The organism is Mesorhizobium sp. B3-1-8 (assembly GCF_006439495.1).
Lineage (GTDB): Bacteria > Pseudomonadota > Alphaproteobacteria > Rhizobiales > Rhizobiaceae > Mesorhizobium.
On record NZ_VFTK01000040.1, the window covers coordinates 1 to 18,265 of the forward strand.

The 18,265-nt window shown below is 63.0% G+C and carries 14 protein-coding genes and 1 pseudogene; 3 read left to right on the plus strand and 12 right to left on the minus strand.

What is annotated here, in order from left to right:
• Positions 1 to 429 precede the first annotated feature (429 nt).
• Entirely contained in the window at positions 430 to 2,409 is a 1,980-nt protein-coding gene (locus FJ424_RS28055) for a M23 family metallopeptidase (protein WP_140658898.1), read from the plus strand.
• Positions 2,410 to 2,437: 28 nt separating this feature from the next.
• Here FJ424_RS28055 and FJ424_RS28060 read toward each other — a convergent pair.
• From FJ424_RS28060 to FJ424_RS28080, 5 genes and pseudogenes are all read right to left on the minus strand, one after another.
• Positions 2,438 to 2,803, minus strand: a pseudogene (locus tag FJ424_RS28060) (IS5 family transposase); the annotation flags it as partial.
• Between the two features lie 4 nt (positions 2,804 to 2,807).
• Positions 2,808 to 3,335 carry a hypothetical protein gene (locus tag FJ424_RS28065; RefSeq protein WP_140658897.1) on the minus strand — a complete coding sequence of 176 codons (528 nt, stop codon included), beginning with the start codon at positions 3,333 to 3,335 and terminating at the stop codon, positions 2,808 to 2,810.
• Positions 3,336 to 3,444: 109 nt separating this feature from the next.
• The gene (locus FJ424_RS28070; protein ID WP_140658896.1) at positions 3,445 to 3,939 is read right to left on the minus strand and encodes a DUF302 domain-containing protein; all 495 of its coding nucleotides are present in this window, start codon (positions 3,937 to 3,939) and stop codon (positions 3,445 to 3,447) included.
• Positions 3,940 to 4,002: 63 nt separating this feature from the next.
• The gene (locus tag FJ424_RS28075) at positions 4,003 to 4,878 is read right to left on the minus strand and encodes an alpha/beta hydrolase (RefSeq protein WP_140658895.1); all 876 of its coding nucleotides are present in this window, start codon (positions 4,876 to 4,878) and stop codon (positions 4,003 to 4,005) included.
• A 183-nt stretch (positions 4,879 to 5,061) separates the two neighbouring features.
• On the minus strand, positions 5,062 to 5,829 hold the full coding sequence (locus FJ424_RS28080) for an alpha/beta hydrolase (RefSeq protein WP_140658894.1): 768 nt from the start codon (positions 5,827 to 5,829) through the stop codon (positions 5,062 to 5,064).
• Between the two features lie 215 nt (positions 5,830 to 6,044).
• Here FJ424_RS28080 and FJ424_RS28085 point away from each other — a divergent pair, with 215 nt between their 5' ends.
• Positions 6,045 to 7,001, plus strand: a complete 957-nt coding sequence (locus FJ424_RS28085; protein WP_181182172.1) for an AraC family transcriptional regulator — start codon at positions 6,045 to 6,047, stop codon at positions 6,999 to 7,001.
• 339 nt (positions 7,002 to 7,340) lie between these two features.
• Here FJ424_RS28085 and FJ424_RS28090 read toward each other — a convergent pair whose 3' ends face one another.
• Positions 7,341 to 8,885: an MFS transporter gene (locus tag FJ424_RS28090; protein WP_140658892.1), complete on the minus strand. Its 1,545-nt coding sequence runs from the start codon at positions 8,883 to 8,885 to the stop codon at positions 7,341 to 7,343.
• A gap of 169 nt (positions 8,886 to 9,054) precedes the next feature.
• On the opposite strand from FJ424_RS28090, the gene FJ424_RS28095 reads away from it, so the two are divergent.
• Positions 9,055 to 9,687: a TMEM175 family protein gene (locus tag FJ424_RS28095; protein WP_140658891.1), complete on the plus strand. Its 633-nt coding sequence runs from the start codon at positions 9,055 to 9,057 to the stop codon at positions 9,685 to 9,687.
• Here the strand turns inward: FJ424_RS28095 and FJ424_RS28100 are convergent.
• The 6 genes from FJ424_RS28100 to prfA form a co-directional block, all read right to left on the minus strand.
• Positions 9,661 to 11,172 (minus strand): L,D-transpeptidase family protein, encoded by a 1,512-nt coding sequence (locus tag FJ424_RS28100; protein WP_140658890.1) that lies wholly within the window; start codon positions 11,170 to 11,172, stop codon positions 9,661 to 9,663. The two genes, FJ424_RS28095 and FJ424_RS28100, sit on opposite strands and share 27 nt — an antisense overlap.
• A 238-nt stretch (positions 11,173 to 11,410) precedes the next feature.
• Entirely contained in the window at positions 11,411 to 11,776 is a 366-nt protein-coding gene (locus FJ424_RS28105; protein ID WP_140645273.1) for an MmcQ/YjbR family DNA-binding protein, read from the minus strand.
• Positions 11,777 to 11,890: 114 nt separating this feature from the next.
• Positions 11,891 to 14,497, minus strand: coding sequence for an ATP-dependent chaperone ClpB (gene clpB, locus FJ424_RS28110; RefSeq protein WP_140658889.1), 2,607 nt, complete (start codon positions 14,495 to 14,497; stop codon positions 11,891 to 11,893).
• A gap of 326 nt (positions 14,498 to 14,823) precedes the next feature.
• The gene (locus tag FJ424_RS28115) at positions 14,824 to 15,831 is read right to left on the minus strand and encodes a DUF4167 domain-containing protein (RefSeq protein WP_140658888.1); all 1,008 of its coding nucleotides are present in this window, start codon (positions 15,829 to 15,831) and stop codon (positions 14,824 to 14,826) included.
• A 339-nt stretch (positions 15,832 to 16,170) separates the two neighbouring features.
• Positions 16,171 to 17,040 carry a peptide chain release factor N(5)-glutamine methyltransferase gene (gene prmC, locus FJ424_RS28120; RefSeq protein ID WP_140658887.1) on the minus strand — a complete coding sequence of 290 codons (870 nt, stop codon included), beginning with the start codon at positions 17,038 to 17,040 and terminating at the stop codon, positions 16,171 to 16,173.
• Positions 17,033 to 18,112, minus strand: a complete 1,080-nt coding sequence (gene prfA, locus FJ424_RS28125) for a peptide chain release factor 1 (protein ID WP_140658886.1) — start codon at positions 18,110 to 18,112, stop codon at positions 17,033 to 17,035. Before prfA ends, prmC begins: the two co-directional genes overlap by 8 nt.
• Positions 18,113 to 18,265: the final 153 nt, after the last annotated feature.

Below are 18,265 nucleotides of genomic sequence, written 5' to 3' on the forward strand. Positions count from 1 at the left end.
CAAAGAGGGCAGACTTAGAAGCAAACTTCTTCGTCGCCAGCGGCGCACCGCCCTCGTTCGTGGGCCGTATATAGTCGGACCTCCCTCGACGCGTCAACACCGATTTCGAACTTTTTTGAATTTTTTGCGACGAATTTTCCGGCTGCGTTTTTCGGTAGCCGACTGCCCTTGCGGCAGCCCTTAGGTCATCCACAACGAGGCCCTATTGCCGCCGCATTGAGGCGTGAAACCAGCCCATATAAGGAAGGCGCGCGCGTATGTGTGAGGCGCCCCCACGACAGACGACAAGAGCGCCGTGCGCAGAACGCATGATTGGGGATATCGGCCCCGGCATGCCGTTTCGTTGACTTCAACCGCCGTGACAGGCAAATGTCATGGCCGCAACGAGAACGACAAGCCGTTCGCCCGGGGAAGAAGCAGCCTTTCTGGATGCCAGACACGGAAGATGTCATAGCCGAACTCGGCAACGAGCCGCCGCTGATCGCGGACGGCCGCAGCGGTCCGCCGGACCGCCGCGAGGTCTCGGCCCGCTGGCTGTCGGGCACATTCCTTACCGGCGTTACATCGAGCGTGTTGATGGGCGTGGCGTTGTTCGCCGCCCTTGACGGGCGCCAGCAACTGGCGACCCCGCCGGAAATCGCCGAGCTCATCGGTCTTGCCAGCGGCGGCGACGATTCCGGCGAGCAGGCAAAGACCACAAGGCTGGTAGCACCCCGCCAGATCGCCCGCGCAAAGGACCGGCGGCGCATGGAAGTGTCGATGGTCACCAAGGTCGGCGACCGCGACGTTATCCACACCATGCCCTTCGTGCAGATCAAGATGGCCTTGGCCGCCGGCCACACCACCAACCGCCCCTACCCGCCGTTCGACCCGATGCAGGTGTTCGGCGACGACAGCGACGACAATGCGCAGCCGGCAACAGCCACCGCGGTCGCCGGGCAGATCTACGGCGCCAAAGTCGAAAGCGAGATGAGCCTGAAGACGGTCGATTTCCCGATCGAGACGGCATCCTTCGACGAAAAGAGCGATCTTTCCGCCGACGAGGTTGAAAAGGTAGTGCGGGACGCCGGCAACGGCTTGAGCGACGGCGCCGTCCAGGTGGCCGCGCTGCACTATATCGATCCGCAGCGATTCGGCGATGCCTTCGCCGAATCGATGGCCGGCTCCTATGACGTGAAGATCACGCAGGAAAATGTTTCGGTGGCGCCGCGCGCCACGCCCGACGATCAGACGCCGGCCTTCGCCGAGGAAATCATTCCCTTCACCAAGGATACCGATATCGCCGAGGCCTATGCCGATTCGGGCTACACCGGCGACGACGCCACCGGCATGGCGGAGGCGATCGGCAAGCTCTTGAACGCCCCGGCGCTGAAGGCCGGAACGGTGCTGCGCGTTGGCCTCGAGGTGCGCGGCGACATAGCCAAGGTCGTGCGCACCAGCGTCTACGACAAGACGACGCACATCGTCACCATAGCGCTCGACGACCGTGGCCAGTATGTGCCGGCGCAGGAGCCGGAGGCCAATCCCGAGCTTTTGACGGCGTTCGACGATTCGCAGCCCATTGTGGTGCGCGGCAACCTGCCAAATGTCTATGACGGCATCTACCGCGCCGCCTATTCCTACGGCATGTCGAAAGCGATGACGCAGAAGCTGATCAAGCTTCTCGCCTCCGACGTCGACTTCCAGTCGCGGATTTCACCGGCCGACCGCCTCGAGGTCCTGTTCTCGCAGCCTGATGGCGACGACCAGACCTCCGACGATTCCGAGCTTCTTTATGTATCGGCGACCTTCGGCGGCCAGACGCGCAATTTCTACCGCTTCCAGATGCAGGACGGCGGCACTGACTATTTCGACGAAAATGGTTCGAGCGCCGAGCAGTTCCTGCTGCGCAATCCGCTGCCCGCCGGCAAATTCCGTTCCGGCTTCGGCGCGCGCCGGCATCCGATTCTGGGCTATGTGCGCATGCATACCGGCGTCGACTGGGCGGCGCCCATCGGCACGCCGATCATCGCCGCCGGCAACGGCGTCGTCGAAAAGGTCGGCTGGGCCGGCGGCTACGGCAAGCAGATCATCATCCGCCACGCCAATGGCTACGAGACCTCATACAATCACCAGAGCGCTTTCGCCAAAGGCATCGAGCCGGGAGTGCGCGTGCGCCAGGGCCAGACGATCGGCTATCTCGGCCAGACCGGCCTCGCCACCGGGCCGCATCTTCACTACGAGCTGATCGTCAATGGCACCAAGGTCGACCCGATGCGTGTGCGTCTGCCGGTCGGCAAGGTGCTGAAAGGCGACGATCTCGTTGCCTTCAAGCGCGAGCGCGAGCGCATCGACGATCTCCTGAAGCAGGAAGACGGCAACTCGCTGAAGGTCGCCAGCGCCAAGACTGATTCGCAGCTTCCGAACTAGGCGTGGACTCATAGGCGCGTAGCCAAATGGCGCGTAGCCAAATCCGAATGGCTGCGAGGCTTGATGAACGCAAGGCAGTTGGCCGCGAGTTTGTCATATCGCGTGGCGACCGCCGACATTGCTTGATCCGGTTGAAGAACCGCTCGACCAGATTGCGTGCCCGGTAAAGATAGGGGCCAAAGCAGATGGGGTTCTTTGCGGTTGCGTTTTGGTGGAATGTTGGCCATGCCCCGCGCTCCCCGGCAAATTCTCTGATCCAATCTGCATCGTCTCCACGATCAGCGAGCAACAGAGCCCCTGATTTCAGATCAGATAGCAGCTCGGTGACGAGCCGGTTATCATGAGCCTCACCGGTCGTCGGTTCGAGGCGAACGGGCAATCCGCCAGTGTCGACGCACTTAGCCCTTTGTGGCGGGTACAGGCGGCACCGGCAGAATGATTTCGGAGGCGACCTTCCAGTCCTTCCCGACGCGAAGCCAATTGATGATCATTAGAAACGGTCTGGCTGTTCCGTCCTGCCCCGCATAAGAGACCGCGATGTTCATCGGCACATAGGACTCTGCGACGTCGCGCGTCAGGCCGACAACCTTGAGCTTCGAATAATCCGGCTCGAGCACGACCGGACCGGAGCTACCGATATCATGCAGCTTTTGATCAACCGCCTCGTTGCCCCAAAAGCCGGCCCAGTTTCCCTCGGATTGGATCGCGCTCTTAGCCACCAATAAAGTCGAGGGCGATTGCCAGAACATCCCATGCAGAGCCTTGAAATCGTGGTTGTTGGCCAGTTCCATCAGCCTGCCGAACCTCGATTTTATCGCACTGAGGGTCGCAGCATCCAACGGCTCTTTCCTGACGGCGGGAGCTGCTGCGACGGCTCCGATAGAAAAAGCTGAGGCAGCGAGGGCGACAAGAAGTGTCTTGTACATGCGGGAATTTCCCTTCCAACGTCTGGCTCGCGTCATGATAACGCCCTTCGCGTTCCGCGATTGATATGACTTACCCGCTTCGATCGACCGAAGACGTCCTCAGGACGATTTAGCTCGCGCATTCGCGCAGCAAGGCTATGATTTTCGTATCGAGAGCTCGAGCGACGGCAAGAGCTTCCGAACTGCCATAATGCAGCAGATAACCCTCCGTTTTGTCATAAGAGACGTGCACCCCGTCGGTACGCTCATCAATAAGCACTGTGACTGGAGCGTAGGATCCAGCCTCGGGCACGTGCTTGACCATTTCTTTCATGATGAGTGGATTGCCGACCACAAACCGCATGATGTTAGGCGTCTTGGATCCGGTTTCGCGACGCAGAATATCGCCCAGGTCGAATTGCGCGAAGAGCATAAGGTCCGTTCGGCCGAGGCTGCGTTGTACAACGCGCTCCAAATCCGGGAAGGAATTGGTCGCTCTCGTCTCTTTGAAAAATTCGACTATGTCAGGCTGTCCGACCGCGGACTTGAAGGCGGCCACAACAACGTCGAATGGTTTTGAGCTCGTGAGGCTGAAACGTTCCACCTCGACTTTGGCGATTGTCATTTTATCCTCTGTAACAACTCTCATTGATAAGGGTGCGTCTGATGGCGTCGGAACGCGCCTGGATCATGCAGTCGCGGGCTGCGCTTCTAGGAAGGTCCGGACGTGGCTGACGAACATCTCGTGGTGCTGAAACAGGGAGCCGTGCCCTGAATCGGGATAGAGGATTAGCTGCGCGTTGCTGAGTTGCTTGAACATTGCGTAGGCGTTGCTCGCGGGCAGCATGGTGTCGCGGCTGCCGCTGACCACAAGAGTGGGCTGGCGGATGGCGCGCAGAACGGCGTGCCCGGGATCAGGCGTGGCGCACCAGGTGATCAGAGCCTTGGCCTGCGGATCGGTGACCGCGCTGCCGTTGTCGGTGTCCCGATCGTCCTGACGCACCTTCGTCCTCTTCAGAAAAGCCAAGCCGGAGGACTGGCTGGCGGGTGAGTTCGTGAAGAACAGCGGCAGACGGGGGTCCGGCGCATCGGTTCGGGAAAACGCGTCCTGCAGAACCGCTAACAGGTGTTCCTCTCCGCCTTTCGGCGCAGTACCGACGAGTATGAGCTTGCGGACCAGTTGTCCGTGCTCGGCGGCGATCTGCTGAGCGACGCAGCCGCCGAGAGAAAAGCCGAGCAGGTCCACTTCGAAGAGACCGAGCAAGTCGACGAAATCGACAGCGTCTCGCGCCATCGCCGCGACGTTGTCGGGCGTTTGACCGGTCGAGCGGCCGACCCCTGCATCGTCAAACGCGATCACGGGGCGATCAGCGGCCAGAGCGTTGACGACGGCGGGATCCCACGCATCGATGTTGCCCGAGAAGTGCTGCAGAAGAATCAGCGGAGTTCCGGTCGCGGGGCCGAGACGGCGATAAGCGAAGCGAATTCCGTTGCCTTCGATGTAACGGGTCGGCGCCGTTTCGAGTGTGGCGGCGTCCTGGCCTGTGATGTCGAGTTGAGTCATGTCATCCTCCGGATGCTTGGCATAAAATGATCGAGTGAGGGATCGTCGTAGCGCCGCGACCGAGGCCTTCTCCAGGATGTCGCCGGCGCTTCGCCGCGTTTGCGCCATCGCGGTCCGAGGCGTTCCAGATTCCTCTGAGCGAGCGTGCACGCTCCCGGCGCGGAAGCGCCGGGAGCGGTATCGTCACTTCGCGAGCGTTGCCTTTGCGATGACCTCGGCGACTTCCTTCGCATGGACGACGAGCGAGGCATGGCTGCCGGCGACTTCCGTCGTCTGAGCCTTCATCCTGGCTGCGAACGACTTCTGGGCATCGGGCGCGATGACCTTGTCCTTCGTCGTGATGACATCGAACGTCGGCTTGTCACGCCAGGCTGCAATGGTCACGGGAGCCTCGAACGCAGCGAGACTCAATGGTATCTGCGCGTTGGCCAGGTGCTCGGCGATCTCGGGCGGAAGATCAGCCGCGACCGCCGATGGAAACACCTTCGGGTCAATGTACAAATTGCCCTTCGCGTCGGGATGGATCGCGTTGCCGCCTTCAGTCGGCGGGCCGGCTTTTGACAGCGATGCCAGGGATTCGCCGACATCGGGCGCGAAGGCGGAGACGTAGACCAGCGCCGAAATCTTGGGATCGTCGCCGGCTTGCGTGATCACCACGCCGCCCCAGGAGTGGCCGACCAGAACGGTCTTGCCGGCCTGCTTCGCGAGCGCCTGTTTGGTGGCATCGACGTCGGCGTTGAGCGAGGTGAGCGGATTTTCGACAAGCGTGACGTTGTAGCCTTTTTTCGTGAGGATATCGGCGACGGGCTGCCAGCTCGTCTGGTCCACGAAAGCGCCGTGCACGAGCACGATGTTGTGGGCTGCTCCCTTGGGCAGTTCGGCAGAATTGGCTGAACCGACCAATGTCGATCCGGCCAGGAGTGCGGCGGCTGAGAAGAGGATATTTCGCATTGAATGGTCCTTTGCGTATCGGACGGAATGAGGTCCGTAGGGGAATGGGCAGGCGTTTCCACAAGGTCGCGGTTCCTCCATCTGCCGTTGGCGAGATGGTTGCCGCACGTGACGTCGGCCCGCCGCGGCATGAAGTAATCTGCAGGCATTCCGGACGGTAGGGATCAATCGTCCGCATGTTGTGTCCGATCGTCCACCGGTCTAATCTGGGCCGCATGGATATCCTTGCCCAGGTGCTCGATCGTGTTCGTCTCGGCGGGACGCTGCTGTATCACTTCGAGCTCGGCCATCCCTGGAATCTGGAGCTGCCGGCGCGCCCTTACGCTTTGTTTCACTATCTCAGCCGGGGCTCGGCGACGCTTGCGCTCGAACAGGGAGAGGAAATCCAGATGACCGAGGGCGATTTCGTCGTCATCACACGCGGCGAGCCCCATGTGTTCTATTCGGATCGCCGGGCCGAGCCTTTGCGGATCGTGGATATCGATCGAGCGTCGTCGCGGTTTGGCGTCATTCGTCACGGCAGCCGCGCAAAGCCGCTCTCGACCATGATCTGCGGCAATTTCACGGTATCCCGGCCGATGTTCGGCAGCGTGCTGGAGCTGCTTCCGCCCGTGCTCCTGCTGAAGCCGACGGCGGACGGTGGCTGGCTCGAAGCCATCCTGCGCCGCATGGTCAGCGAGTCCGCGCTCGAGCTTCCCGGCCAACGCGTCGCGCTTTCACGACTGACGGAAGTGCTCTTTGTCGAGGCGCTCCGAAGCTGGATCGCGTCCCTCGGTCCCGGACAGGGCGGCTGGCTCGGGGCTATATCTGATCGGCATATCGGACCGGCGCTCAAGCTGATTCACGAAAGCCCGGAGCGGCCCTGGACCCTGAGCGACCTTGGCCGCCGCGTCGGGCTCGGCCGCTCGGCATTTGCGGCGCGTTTTACGAAGCTCGTCGGCCAGTCCATGCAACGTTATGTGATCGAACGCCGGATGGCGGAGGCGGCGTTCCTGCTAGAAACCAGCGATGAGTCCATCGCACGGATTGCGAACCGGGTCGGCTACGAGACAGCGGCGGCGTTTTCGAAGCTGTTTCATCGATATAACGAACAGTCTCCAGGCCGTTACCGGGCCGCTCGACGCGCCGGCGGAGGCCGCGCGCGGTCGGACGAAGTACAAGTATCCGATTGACCTCGAACAAGCGCCTTCGCCATGTCTGCAACTTGCCGACATTGTTGCAAAAGTCGAAAATCGAACGACCCTAAAAATCTCGCGAGGTCGGTTGTTGGACCTGCCCGCTGCTGCATCGCTTTTCAGGCTACCACGAAGATCCGTGAGCGATTTTAGGTGAAACGATACGGTCCCTCATATCGTCGCGCGGCTCTGGGATTTTTCCTTCGCCACCCCAAAAAAGACTTTTGCAACAATATCTGCCCTGAGCGGCTCTTCGTCTCAGATGCTGTGATGACAGCCGGATAGCGGATATGGGTCAAGCCGCGCTCGCGAGCCTCGATTTTATGAGTACACACCCTAATCCGCTGCCTGCTGGGGCCAGGGCGATGCCTGCCCGGATGCGGTGAACCAGGCGATGACCGACGATAAAACGCAAAGCAGCGCCGTGACCGCGGCGACCACAGCAAAAGCCCAATCGCTTGCCGCAATCCTCGCCGCATCGACATTGGCAGCGAGCCCGGACGCCGGCGGTTCGCCAAAGCCGGGAATTCCGGAGACGCCGCCGGTCATCCGCGCATAGACGATTGCAGCCAGCGATCCCATCGCCGCCACCGCGATCAGGCCGCCAACGCGAGAGACGGCATTGTTGATGCCGGACGCCGCACCCGTGTCCTTGTCCTCGACCGATGTCATGACTGCCGTCGACAGCGGCGACACGACCAGCGCCATGCCGAGCCCCATCAGCCCCATCAGCGGAAAGATGCCGGTCCAGAAATTGTGGATCCCGGCATAGGTGAGCAGCGCGAGGCCGCCAAAGCCGATGGCCACGACAAGGCTGCCGCCGGCGATCGGCAGGCGCGGCCCGATCCGGTCCGACCATTGCCCGACCGGTCCTGACAGCAACGCGATCAATACCGATAGCGGCAGGAAGATGAAACCGGCCTCGGCCGAACTCAGCCCCCAGCCGGCGATCAGCAGCATCGGCAGGTAGAACAGATTGGCCGACAGCGCGAAATAAAGGAAGAACGTCGCCAGGTTGGCGCCGGCGAAAGCCTTGATGCCAAACAGGCTGAGATCGATCATCGGCTCGCGCTGCCAGCGCTCATAGAGGACGAAGACGACAAGCAGGACCGCCCCGGCGACGATCGCCGGGACCGGTATCAGCCCGCCGCCCTCGGCGTTCATCGCCGTCAGCCCGTAGGCCAGCGCTCCGAAAGCGAGCGTCGCCAGCCCGGCGCCGCCGAGATCGAGGCTGCGCTTTTCGGTCGGCTGGTCGGCCGGGACCTTGGCCAAAAGCAGATAGATGGAAACCAGCCCGAGCGGCAGGTTGATGGCGAAGATCGCACGCCAGATGCCGTTGCCGAAGGCCGACAGCACAAAGCCGCCCAGCACCGGGCCAAGCGCCGTCGTCAGCGCCGAGGCCGCCGCCCAGATGCCGATCGCCCGGCCGCGCTCCTTTTTCGGATAGGATTTGGCGATGATGGCAAGGCTGCCCGGCACCATGATCGCCGCACCGATGCCCTGGATGGCGCGGAAGGCGATCAGCACGGTGGGATTGGGCGCCAGGGCGCAGGCAAGCGACGCGGCGACGAACAGCGCGATCCCGGTCACGAAGGCACGCCGCAGGCCAAACCGGTCGCCGGCAGCACCGCCCGCCAGAATCAGCGCCGAAAGCGTCAGCGCATAGGCGTTGGAGATCCACTGCGCCTGCGCCAGGCTGGCGCCGAGATCGACGCGTAACGCGGGCATTGCAATCGCCAGGACCGAACCGTCGATGAAGCCGAGCGCCGAAGCCAGGATCGCCGCGATCAGCACATACCGGCGTTGAGATTGCGGACAGAACGTGCCGTTCTGAGCGGATCCGGTCAGCGGGATAGCGGCAGCTTCGCCTGGAGATTTCATGACAGCCTGCTTAAACCTCCAATGCTTCCGCAACAACCGGCCAGCACCTTGCAGTGTTTGAACCCAGTTTCGAGCTGGCCGCATGGGCAGGGTGACATCTGCCCGGATGCAAACGGCACATGGCATGTTAACGTTCCGCAGAGAGCCGCCAGGCAAAGGGGACGCCCGCATGAAACGACCGCTTGAACCGTCGGCCGAATCGCGCGGACGCATCGTCGGCATCACCGACGGCGTCTTCGCCATCGCGCTTACGCTCATCGTGCTGGAGATCAGGGTGCCATCGCATGAGGCGGTCCATTCCGAAGGCGAATTGCTTTCGGCAATCCTGGCGCTGGCGCCGCGCTTCCTGACCTACGCGCTGAGCTTCTTGACGCTGACCATCTTCTGGTTCGGCCAGCAGGCGCAGCATGGGCTGATCGCAAAGTCGGACCGGCGGCTGGCGACGCTGAACCTCTGCTTTCTAGCCTTCATCGCGCTATTGCCGTTCTCCACCGACCTTCTGGCCGATTTCCTCGAATTCAGGCTTGCGGTACTTGTCTACTGGCTGAACCTTTTGATGCTCGGCCTCACCTTGCTTGCCAGCTGGCGTTACGCCGAGAAAAACGGCTTCCTGGCCGAAGGCGTCGATGCGCAAACGACGCGTACTGTCTACCTGCGCATCGTCAAGGCGCAGATCCTATGGACGATCGGCGCGGCGCTCTGTCTCATCAGCCCGCTGCTCAGCGTCGGCTTCATCCTGGTTGTGCAGCTCGTCTACGTCACCGCGCCACGCAGCTCACTGCTGCGCCACATAGTCGGCTGACGAGCCGCCGACGAACTCAACCGTGACGCCCGGCGACACCAGTTTGGCAAGCTCTCGCGCATCCCAATTGGTCAGGCGCACGCAGCCATGGCTCTCGGTCTTGCCGATCTTGGAGGGATCGGGCGTGCCGTGGATGCCGTAGGTCGGCTTATCGAGCGCGATCCACACCGAGCCGACCGGACCGTTCGGCCCCGGCGGGATCGTGAGAATCTTGTCGTTCTGGCCCTGCTTGAAATTGATGTTCGGGTTGTAGGTGTAGTTCGGATCGAGCGCGACGCGCGAGACTGCGTGAATGCCGGTCGGCGAAGGCGTGTCGGCCGAGCCGATGGTCGCCGGATAGGCCGCGACCAGCTTGCCGCCCGCATCATAGGCGTAGACTTCCTTCTTGGTCTTGTCGGCGACAATGCGCGCCACCGACGTCGACACCAGCTTGCCGAAATTGGCGACCTTGATCATCGTGCCGGGGCGATTGAAGTCGACCCCTTTGTTGATCGACTTCAGATAGGTCTCGTCCATGTGGAAGCGCTCGGCCAGCGCCTCGGTGACCGAGGTGTAGCACATGCAGTCGAGCCTGGCCTTCTGGCTGTAGTCCTCGGGGATCGAGGCGAGATAGTGGCCGGCCGCATCCTCCGGCGTGATCGTGTAGGAGGCAAGGGCGTCGCCGCCGGACTGGGCAAGCGCCGCCTGGATGCCGACTTGATCGGTCGATTTCAAACTGGTGCCGTTGATCTCGTTGTAGGCGGCCAGCGCCTTGTCGACATTCGAGCCGAAGCGCCCGTCGATCACGCCCGGCGAGGCGCCGCCGCGGTCGAGCAGCACCTGCAGCGCGGCGACGTCCTGGCGCACCCCGAGCGACAGCGATGGATCGACGGTGGCCTTGCCGCCGGTGTCCGGCGACGGCTGGGCGTCGGGATTGGTCTGCAGCACTTCGCCCTGGCCCGGCTGCTCCGGGTCGATCGACGCCTCGTTCAGCGGCTGGCGCTTGATGGTGTTGGACTTCGGCGCCTCCGGATAGGTGGTCGCATAGCCTTCATCGTTGTTGGGCGCCGGCGGATAGGCATCGACGGAATTGTCGTCGTTGGGGTCGTATTCATCGACCGGTGGCGGGATGACGCGGCCGTTCTCCTCCAGCTGCCGGCGGCGGAAGCGGGCCATGTCCTCGGGATTGTCGAGATAGTAGCGGTCGTCGTCCTCGGCCGGCGCGCGGCCGAGTTCCTGCATGCGCATCTGCCGGCGAAGCGCGCGGCGATCGAGCCTGCTGCCTGGCGGCTGGATGGCGATGACCTTGCCGGTATCTGCATCGACCAGGACGCGGTTGCCCCTGGCGTCGTAGTAGATGTCGATATTGCCTTCCTGAGCCAGCATCAGCGCGCCGCGCTCGGTCGGGCGCGCGCTTTGCGCGCCATCAACGCTCGGCGTGGCGTACGCACTGGAAGACACCAGCCCGGCCGCGAGTGCCGAAAGGGAAAAGATCAAGCGCAGCATGCGGGTCAAGCTCTCCGGTCGACTGGGCTTCTGGCGGGCGAACCCTTCGCCAGCAAACCAGTTACCCAAGTTAAGGTTCCAACATGAACCGGGCATGAAGATGGCGGTTTTCCGGTGCCTTGAGGAATATCAGCTGATGCGTGTCGCGCAAAAGTGTGCAGCGGTTTTGCGATAACGACATGCATGAAAACAAAGCCTTAAAAGCGCGTCGCCTGAATCCGCTTCAGCGCGACGCGCTTTAGCCTTTGGCAAGCCCCAATTCGTTACGTGCCTGTCTGGTCAGCTTGAGGACGACCAGGCGATGGCTCTCGCGCAGATAGTCCTCGAGCGCCGCATCATCCATGCTTTGGCTTGTCTGACGCTGGATCCATTTCATGCCGCGCGAAGCAAGATAAGGCGCCGGCCGGCAGCCCGGCTGATCCTTCAGCACGTCATAGGCCATCTCGGAACATTTGAAGGTGACGAAAAGCTGGCCGCCCTCGTTCCAGCCGCCAATGGCAAACACCTTGCCGCCGACCTTCCAGACATGGGCCCCGCCCCACTGGACCACATGCGTCGCAGCGGGCAGCGAGGCGCAGAAGCCGTTATAGTCGTCGAGCTTCATCGAGTTCTTCCCAGCCGTTCGAATCGGCAGCCGATTATGCGCGGTCGCCGGGAATAACAAAGCGCGCCGCACCAGTCCGATGCGACGCGCCCTTTCGTTTCAACTTGCCCGGGGTCAGGCGGCGGCTTCCGTCGCTACCACCGTCGGCTTCGAGCGGAAGTTCAACCGGTCGGAACCCGCGGTGACCTTGACGGTCGAACCGTCGAGGATCTCGCCGAGCAGGATCTTCTCCGCCAGCGGGTCCTGCAGCTCCTTCTGCATCACCCGCTTCAGCGGCCTGGCGCCATATGCCGGATCGTAGCCCTTCGAGGCCAGCCACTCGATCGCGTCGTGATCGAGCGACAGCACGATCTTGCGGTCGACGAGCAGGTTCTCCAGCCGCTTGAGCTGGATCTCGACGATGCGGTCCATGTCCTGCCGGCGCAGGCGGTGGAACAGGATCACCTCGTCGACGCGGTTGAGGAACTCCGGCCGGAACGAGGCCTTCACCACGGCCATCACCTCGTCGCGCACGGCATCGACATCCTGGTCGTCGCTGAGATTGACCAGATATTCGGCGCCGAGGTTGGACGTCATGATGATCAGCGTGTTGCGGAAGTCGACCGTGCGGCCCTGGCCATCGGTCAGCCTTCCGTCGTCGAGCACCTGCAGCAGCACGTTGAACACGTCCGGATGCGCCTTCTCGATCTCGTCGAACAGCACGACCTGATAGGGCCGGCGCCGCACCGCTTCGGTCAGCGCGCCGCCTTCCTCATAGCCGACATAGCCGGGAGGCGCACCGATCAGCCGGGCGACGGAGTGCTTTTCCATGAACTCCGACATGTCGATGCGCACCAGCGCCGTCTCGTCGTCGAACAGGAAGCTGGCCAGCGCCTTGGTGAGCTCGGTCTTGCCGACACCGGTCGGTCCGAGGAACATGAACGAGCCGATCGGCCGGTTCGGATCCTGCAGCCCGGCGCGGGCGCGGCGCACGGCCTTGGACACCGCCTGCACGGCTTCGCCCTGGCCCACGACGCGCTTGCCGATCTCGTCTTCCATGCGCAAGAGCTTCTCGCGCTGCCCTTCCAGCATCTTGTCGACCGGAATGCCGGTCCAGCGCGACACGACATGCGCGACATGGTCGGGTGTGACCACCTCTTCCACCATGCCGGTCTTGCCGTCCTGCGACTCGGCTTCCTTGAGCTTCTTCTCGAGCTCCGGGATCTTGCCATAGGCAAGCTCGCCGGCGCGCTGGAACTCGCCCTTGCGCTGCGCGATCGCCAGTTCGTTGCGCGTCTCGTCGAGCTGCTTCTTCAGGTCGGCGGCAAGGCCAAGCTTCTGCTTCTCGGCCTGCCACTTCGTGGTCAGTTCGCTCGATTCCTCCTCGAGGTCGGCGAGTTCCTTCTCCAGCCGGGCAAGCCGATCCTTCGAAGCCTCGTCCTTCTCGACCTTCAGCGCCTCGCGCTCGATCTTGAGCTGCATGATGCGGCGGTCGATCTCGTCCAGCGCCTCGGGCTTGGAATCGACCTGCATGCGCAGCCTGGACGCCGCCTCGTCAACCAGGTCGATTGCCTTGTCCGGCAGGAAGCGGTCGGCGATGTAGCGGTTGGAAAGCGTCGCCGCCGATACAAGCGCGGAATCGGAGATGCGCACCTTGTGGTGCTGCTCGTACTTCTCCTTCAGGCCGCGCAGGATCGAAACCGTGTCTTCCACCGTCGGCTCATCGACGAAGACGGGCTGGAAACGCCGGGCAAGCGCGGCATCCTTTTCGACATGCTTGCGGTATTCGTCGAGCGTGGTCGCGCCGACGCAGTGCAGTTCGCCGCGCGCCAGCGCGGGCTTCAACAGGTTCGACGCGTCCATCGCGCCATCCGCCTTGCCGGCGCCGACCAGCGTGTGCATCTCGTCGATGAACAGGATGATGTTGCCGTTGGCCGAGGTGACCTCGTTGAGCACGGCCTTCAGCCGCTCCTCGAACTCGCCGCGATATTTGGCGCCGGCAATCAGCGCGCCCATGTCGAGCGCCATCAACTGCTTGTCCTTCAGCGATTCCGGCACGTCGCCATTGACGATGCGCAGCGCCAGGCCCTCGGCGATCGCGGTCTTGCCGACGCCCGGCTCGCCGATCAGCACGGGGTTGTTCTTGGTGCGCCGCGACAGCACCTGGATGGTGCGGCGGATCTCGTCGTCGCGGCCGATGACCGGATCGAGCTTGCCGGCGCGGGCGTCGGCGGTCAGGTCGCGCGCGTATTTCTTCAGCGCGTCATAGCTCTGCTCGGCACTGGCCGAGTCGGCTGTGCGACCCTTGCGGATATCGTTGATGACCTGGTTAAGCGCCTGAGCGGTGACGCCCGCCTTGGACAGGATGTCGGCGGTCTTGGCCGACTTCTCCATGACCAGCGCTTGCAGCAGCCGCTCGACGGTGACGAAGCTGTCGCCGGCCTTCTTGGCGAGGTCCTCGGCGGTCGAAAACACCTTGGCAAGAGGCTGGGCCAGGTAGAGCTGGCCATTGCCGCCCTCGACCTTGGGCATGGCTTCGAGCGCCGCCTCGACGCCAAGCTTGACGTCGCGGACATTGCCGCCGGCGCGCTCGATCAGGGATGCGGCAAGGCCCTCGTCGTCGTCGACGAGCACCTTCAGCATATGTTCGGGCGTGAATTGCTGGTGGTTGCGCGAGAGCGCCATGGTCTGCGCGGACTGGATGAAGCCGCGCACGCGCTCCGAGTATTTCTCAAGATTCATTCTCTGTCTCCTTCCATCACCGGCCCGCCTTGCGGCACCGGATCAGATTGCGGTGACGGGCCCGCCCATAAGAGCCGAACCCTGTTTCCTGGCGAGATATGGTGCGCGGGCGGCAGGCTCTCAAGACGTCTGGCTAGCGCAATTCCAGGAAAAGTGTGATGCGGTTTTCCGTTCGGAATTGCGTAAAGCAAAAAAGAGAGAGCAGTTCGCCGTTTTCGTGAAACGGTGAAACGCTCTATCGGCACGCCATATTATTCCATCGCCCGCAAAAACAAAAACGGCGGAGAATGCTCTCCGCCGTTTGCAATATCCGAATGGCCTCTGGATCAGTTGTTCGCGTCGGCGGCAACGGGCTCGCCTGCTTCGCTGGCAACCGGCGCCGGCTCGCCGGCGGCAGGCTCGCTCGCCGGCCTTGCCTCTTCGGCCGGCCTGGCGCTGGCCTCGTCGCCATTGTTCATCGCGCTATGCGCTTCGGCTGACTTTTCGGCGCTCGAGCTTTCGGGGCTCGCACCTTCTGGCTGACCCTCCTGCTCGCCACTGCTCGCCTGGTCGGCATAACTGCCGCGCGGGCGGCGCGGCCGACGCGGCCGGCGACCGCCGCCATTGTCCATGGCGGCTTCGTTGAGCTCGGCCTGGGCGGCAAGGGCTGCCGGCGAAAAGCTGTCGAACTGCGGCGCCTGCTCGGCCTGTGAACCAGTCTCGCCGGCTGCCTCAGGCTGCGCCTCATTGCGGCGGTTCTGGTCGAACTGCTGGCCGCCCTGCTCGCCGCGCTGGCCGTTTTCGCCGCGCTGGCCGTTCTGGCCAAAGCCGCCGTTGCGGCGGTCGCGATTGCGGTCGCGGCCATTGTTGTCGCGCTGCCCCCCATCCCGCTGGCCACTGTCGCGGCGATTGTTGTTGTCGCGGCCGCTTTCCTGGTTGTAGGCGAGTTCGGCCGGCGTGCCTTCGATCACCGGCTGCGGTCCGGAGCCGTTCGCCGCGGCCGGCGCCTCGGCGCCATTGCCGCCGTTATTGTCGAACTCTTCGCGATCCTCGTCGAGATCGTCATCGAAGTCGTCGCGGTTCTGCTGGACATTCTGGATCGGCATCTGCGCCTGCGCGGCGGCAATGATGCGATTGTAGTGCTCGGCGTGCTGGAGATAGTTCTCCGCCATCACCCTGTCGCCGGAGCTTTGCGCGTCACGGGCGAGCGTGGCGTATTTCTCGGCGATCTGCTGAGCCGACCCGCGGATCTTCACGTCCGGGCCGTTGCTCTCGTAAGTGCGGGTCAGGGGATTCGGCCCCTTGCGGTTGTTGTTGTTGTTGCCACCGCCGCCATTGTTGTTGCGACCGCGCATGCGCCTGTTCTGCTGTTGTGGCCTCATTAGACTCTCTTCATAGTGAATTTTCGAAAAACTCTTCACGAACGGAGGCGCTCATGCAGCCAGCCGTTTCGTTTCTTCACCGGCGTTCGCCCGCATCAATTGCGTTGGCGCCACGTGCCATCCTGTTCCGGTTACATCACTTGCCAGATGATTCCCGCACGAAGCTTGGCGTCGTTTGCGCAAGAAGGCAGCTATTTCCAAGGAAAACCGAATCGCTGGGAGCACTGCCTGCTTCGTCTCATCCGGTTGAGCCGGACCCTAACTGCATTCCCCGGTGTTGCCAAGCGGTTTTTTCGCACTGCATCAGGGCTTTCAACGCTCGAACACCAGAACCCTGTCATTGCCGCCGAGGTCGCGATGTGTCCCGGTTAACACATAGCCGGCTGCCGCGAATATTCCGCTGACCTCGTTTTTCTGCGTGTAGCCGATCTCGACCGCTACCTTGGCTTGCGCTTCCAGAAATGCAGCCGCTTCGGCGGCGATGACCCTGTACGGGTCCAAACCGTCCGTGCCGCCATCAAGGGCCGGGCGCGGGTCGAAATCGCGGACCTCGTCCTGCAGATTTCCAATGTCTCCGCTGCGTATATAGGGAGGGTTCGAGGCAATTACATGGTAACGGCCCAAAACTTTTTCGAACCAGTTGGAATGCAAGGCTTTGAAGCGCTCGCCGAACCCCAGGTCCCGGGCGTTTCCGGCCGCGGTCGCCAATGCATCGGGCGAAATATCGACGCCTGTCGCAGTCGCGGCCGGAACGGCGCCGAGCAGGGCCAGCGCGATGGCGCCGGTGCCCGTGCCGAGATCGAGAATACGGCATTCCCCGAGCCTTTCGGCCGTTGCCCGGGCGAAGGGCAGGACGGCGTCGACCAGCGTCTCGGTGTCCGGCCGGGGCTCCAGCGTCTCCGGCGAAAGCGACAGGCGCAAACCGTAGAATTCGCGGTAGCCGAGGATACGGTGTACCGGCTCGCCTGCGATGCGACGCCTGAGGGCCGCTTCGATGGCCGAAAGCGCCGCGGAACCCACCTTTTGCTCCGCTTCGGCAATGGCCTGGGTGCGGGTCGTGCCGGAGAAATGCTCGACGATCAGCCGGGAATCGAGCGCCGGATCGGCAATGCCGGCGGCGGCCAGGCGCCTGCGCGCCGCCCTGAGCAGCGGCCCGAGCGCCGCGGGCAGTTGGTCAGCCATCGAGGCTCATATCGGCAAGCAGCTTCGACTGATGGTCGGCGATCAGCGCGTCGACCACCTCGTCGAGCTCGCCCATCATCACCCGGTCGAGCTTGTAGAGCGTGAGGTTGATGCGGTGGTCGGTGACGCGCCCTTGCGGGAAATTATAGGTGCGGATGCGCTCCGACCGGTCGCCCGAGCCGACCTGCGACTTTCGCGACGACGAGCGTTCCTCGTCGGCCCGGCTGCGCTCCAGGTCGTAGAGCCGCGCGCGCAGGATCTGCATGGCGCGTGCCCGGTTCTGGTGTTGCGACTTTTCCGCCTGCACCACCATGATGCCGGTCGGCAAATGGGTGATGCGAACCGCCGAATCGGTGGTGTTGACGTGCTGGCCGCCCGAACCCGAGGCCCGCATCGTGTCGATGCGGATATCCTCGGCCCGGATCTCGATATCGACCTCCTCGGCCTCCGGCAGCACCGCCACCGTAGCCGCCGAGGTGTGGATGCGTCCGCCGGCCTCGGTTTCCGGGACACGCTGGACGCGGTGCACGCCGGATTCGAACTTCAGATGCGCGAACACGCCCTTGCCCGACACCGAGGCGATGATTTCCTTATAGCCGCCGACCTCGCCGTCGCTCGCCGACACCGTCTCGAAGCGCCAGCCGCGCGAGGCGGCATAACGCTCATACATGCGGAACAGATCGCCGGCGAACAAGGCCGCCTCGTCGCCGCCGGTGCCGGCGCGGATTTCGAGGATGGCGTTCCTCTCGTCGGCCGCATCCTTGGGCAGAAGCAGTATCTGGATGTCCTTCTGCAGCGCTGCGATGCGGCTCTCGACTTCCGGCAGGTCCGCCTCGGCCAGCGCGCGCATATCGGCATCGGTCGCCTTGTCGGCAAGCATCGACTCGAGGTCCGCCTGTTCCTGCTCGGCGGCGCGCAACGCCCGGATCTTGCCCACCATCTCCTGGATGTCGGCATATTCCGAAGCCATCTTCACATATTGATCGGCGGCGGGACCGGCCGACATCTGCGCTTCGAGCATGTCGAAACGCTTGACGACTTGATCCATACGGTCGCGGGGCAGGTTGATCATGGTCTTGGAACTTCAATGAAATTCACGTCAGGGGCGGTCGAAAATAGCGAGTTTCGAGAACCGGAGCGGAATGTACATTTAGGTACATGAGCACCGGCCTGCGCCGGCCATAGCCTTAATTCAACTGCCACGCCACTCATGAATGCTTCGGCC

Bases quoted from the DNA above. Each gene is read 5' to 3' on its own strand.
- prfA (WP_140658886.1), bottom strand. From the start codon at position 18,112: ATGATCAACCTGCCCCGCGACCGTATGGATCAAGTCGTCAAGCGTTTC.
- FJ424_RS28080 (WP_140658894.1), bottom strand. From the start codon at position 5,829: ATGCGAAATATCCTCTTCTCAGCCGCCGCACTCCTGGCCGGATCGACA.
- FJ424_RS28085 (WP_181182172.1), top strand. From the start codon at position 6,045: ATGGATATCCTTGCCCAGGTGCTCGATCGTGTTCGTCTCGGCGGGACG.
- FJ424_RS28070 (WP_140658896.1), bottom strand. From the start codon at position 3,939: ATGACAATCGCCAAAGTCGAGGTGGAACGTTTCAGCCTCACGAGCTCA.
- clpB (WP_140658889.1), bottom strand. From the start codon at position 14,497: ATGAATCTTGAGAAATACTCGGAGCGCGTGCGCGGCTTCATCCAGTCC.
- FJ424_RS28075 (WP_140658895.1), bottom strand. From the start codon at position 4,878: ATGACTCAACTCGACATCACAGGCCAGGACGCCGCCACACTCGAAACG.
- FJ424_RS28100 (WP_140658890.1), bottom strand. From the start codon at position 11,172: ATGCTGCGCTTGATCTTTTCCCTTTCGGCACTCGCGGCCGGGCTGGTG.
- FJ424_RS28055 (WP_140658898.1), top strand. From the start codon at position 430: ATGCCAGACACGGAAGATGTCATAGCCGAACTCGGCAACGAGCCGCCG.
- FJ424_RS28095 (WP_140658891.1), top strand. From the start codon at position 9,055: ATGAAACGACCGCTTGAACCGTCGGCCGAATCGCGCGGACGCATCGTC.
- FJ424_RS28105 (WP_140645273.1), bottom strand. From the start codon at position 11,776: ATGAAGCTCGACGACTATAACGGCTTCTGCGCCTCGCTGCCCGCTGCG.
- FJ424_RS28115 (WP_140658888.1), bottom strand. From the start codon at position 15,831: ATGCGCGGTCGCAACAACAATGGCGGCGGTGGCAACAACAACAACAAC.
- FJ424_RS28065 (WP_140658897.1), bottom strand. From the start codon at position 3,335: ATGTACAAGACACTTCTTGTCGCCCTCGCTGCCTCAGCTTTTTCTATC.
- FJ424_RS28090 (WP_140658892.1), bottom strand. From the start codon at position 8,885: ATGAAATCTCCAGGCGAAGCTGCCGCTATCCCGCTGACCGGATCCGCT.
- prmC (WP_140658887.1), bottom strand. From the start codon at position 17,040: ATGGCTGACCAACTGCCCGCGGCGCTCGGGCCGCTGCTCAGGGCGGCG.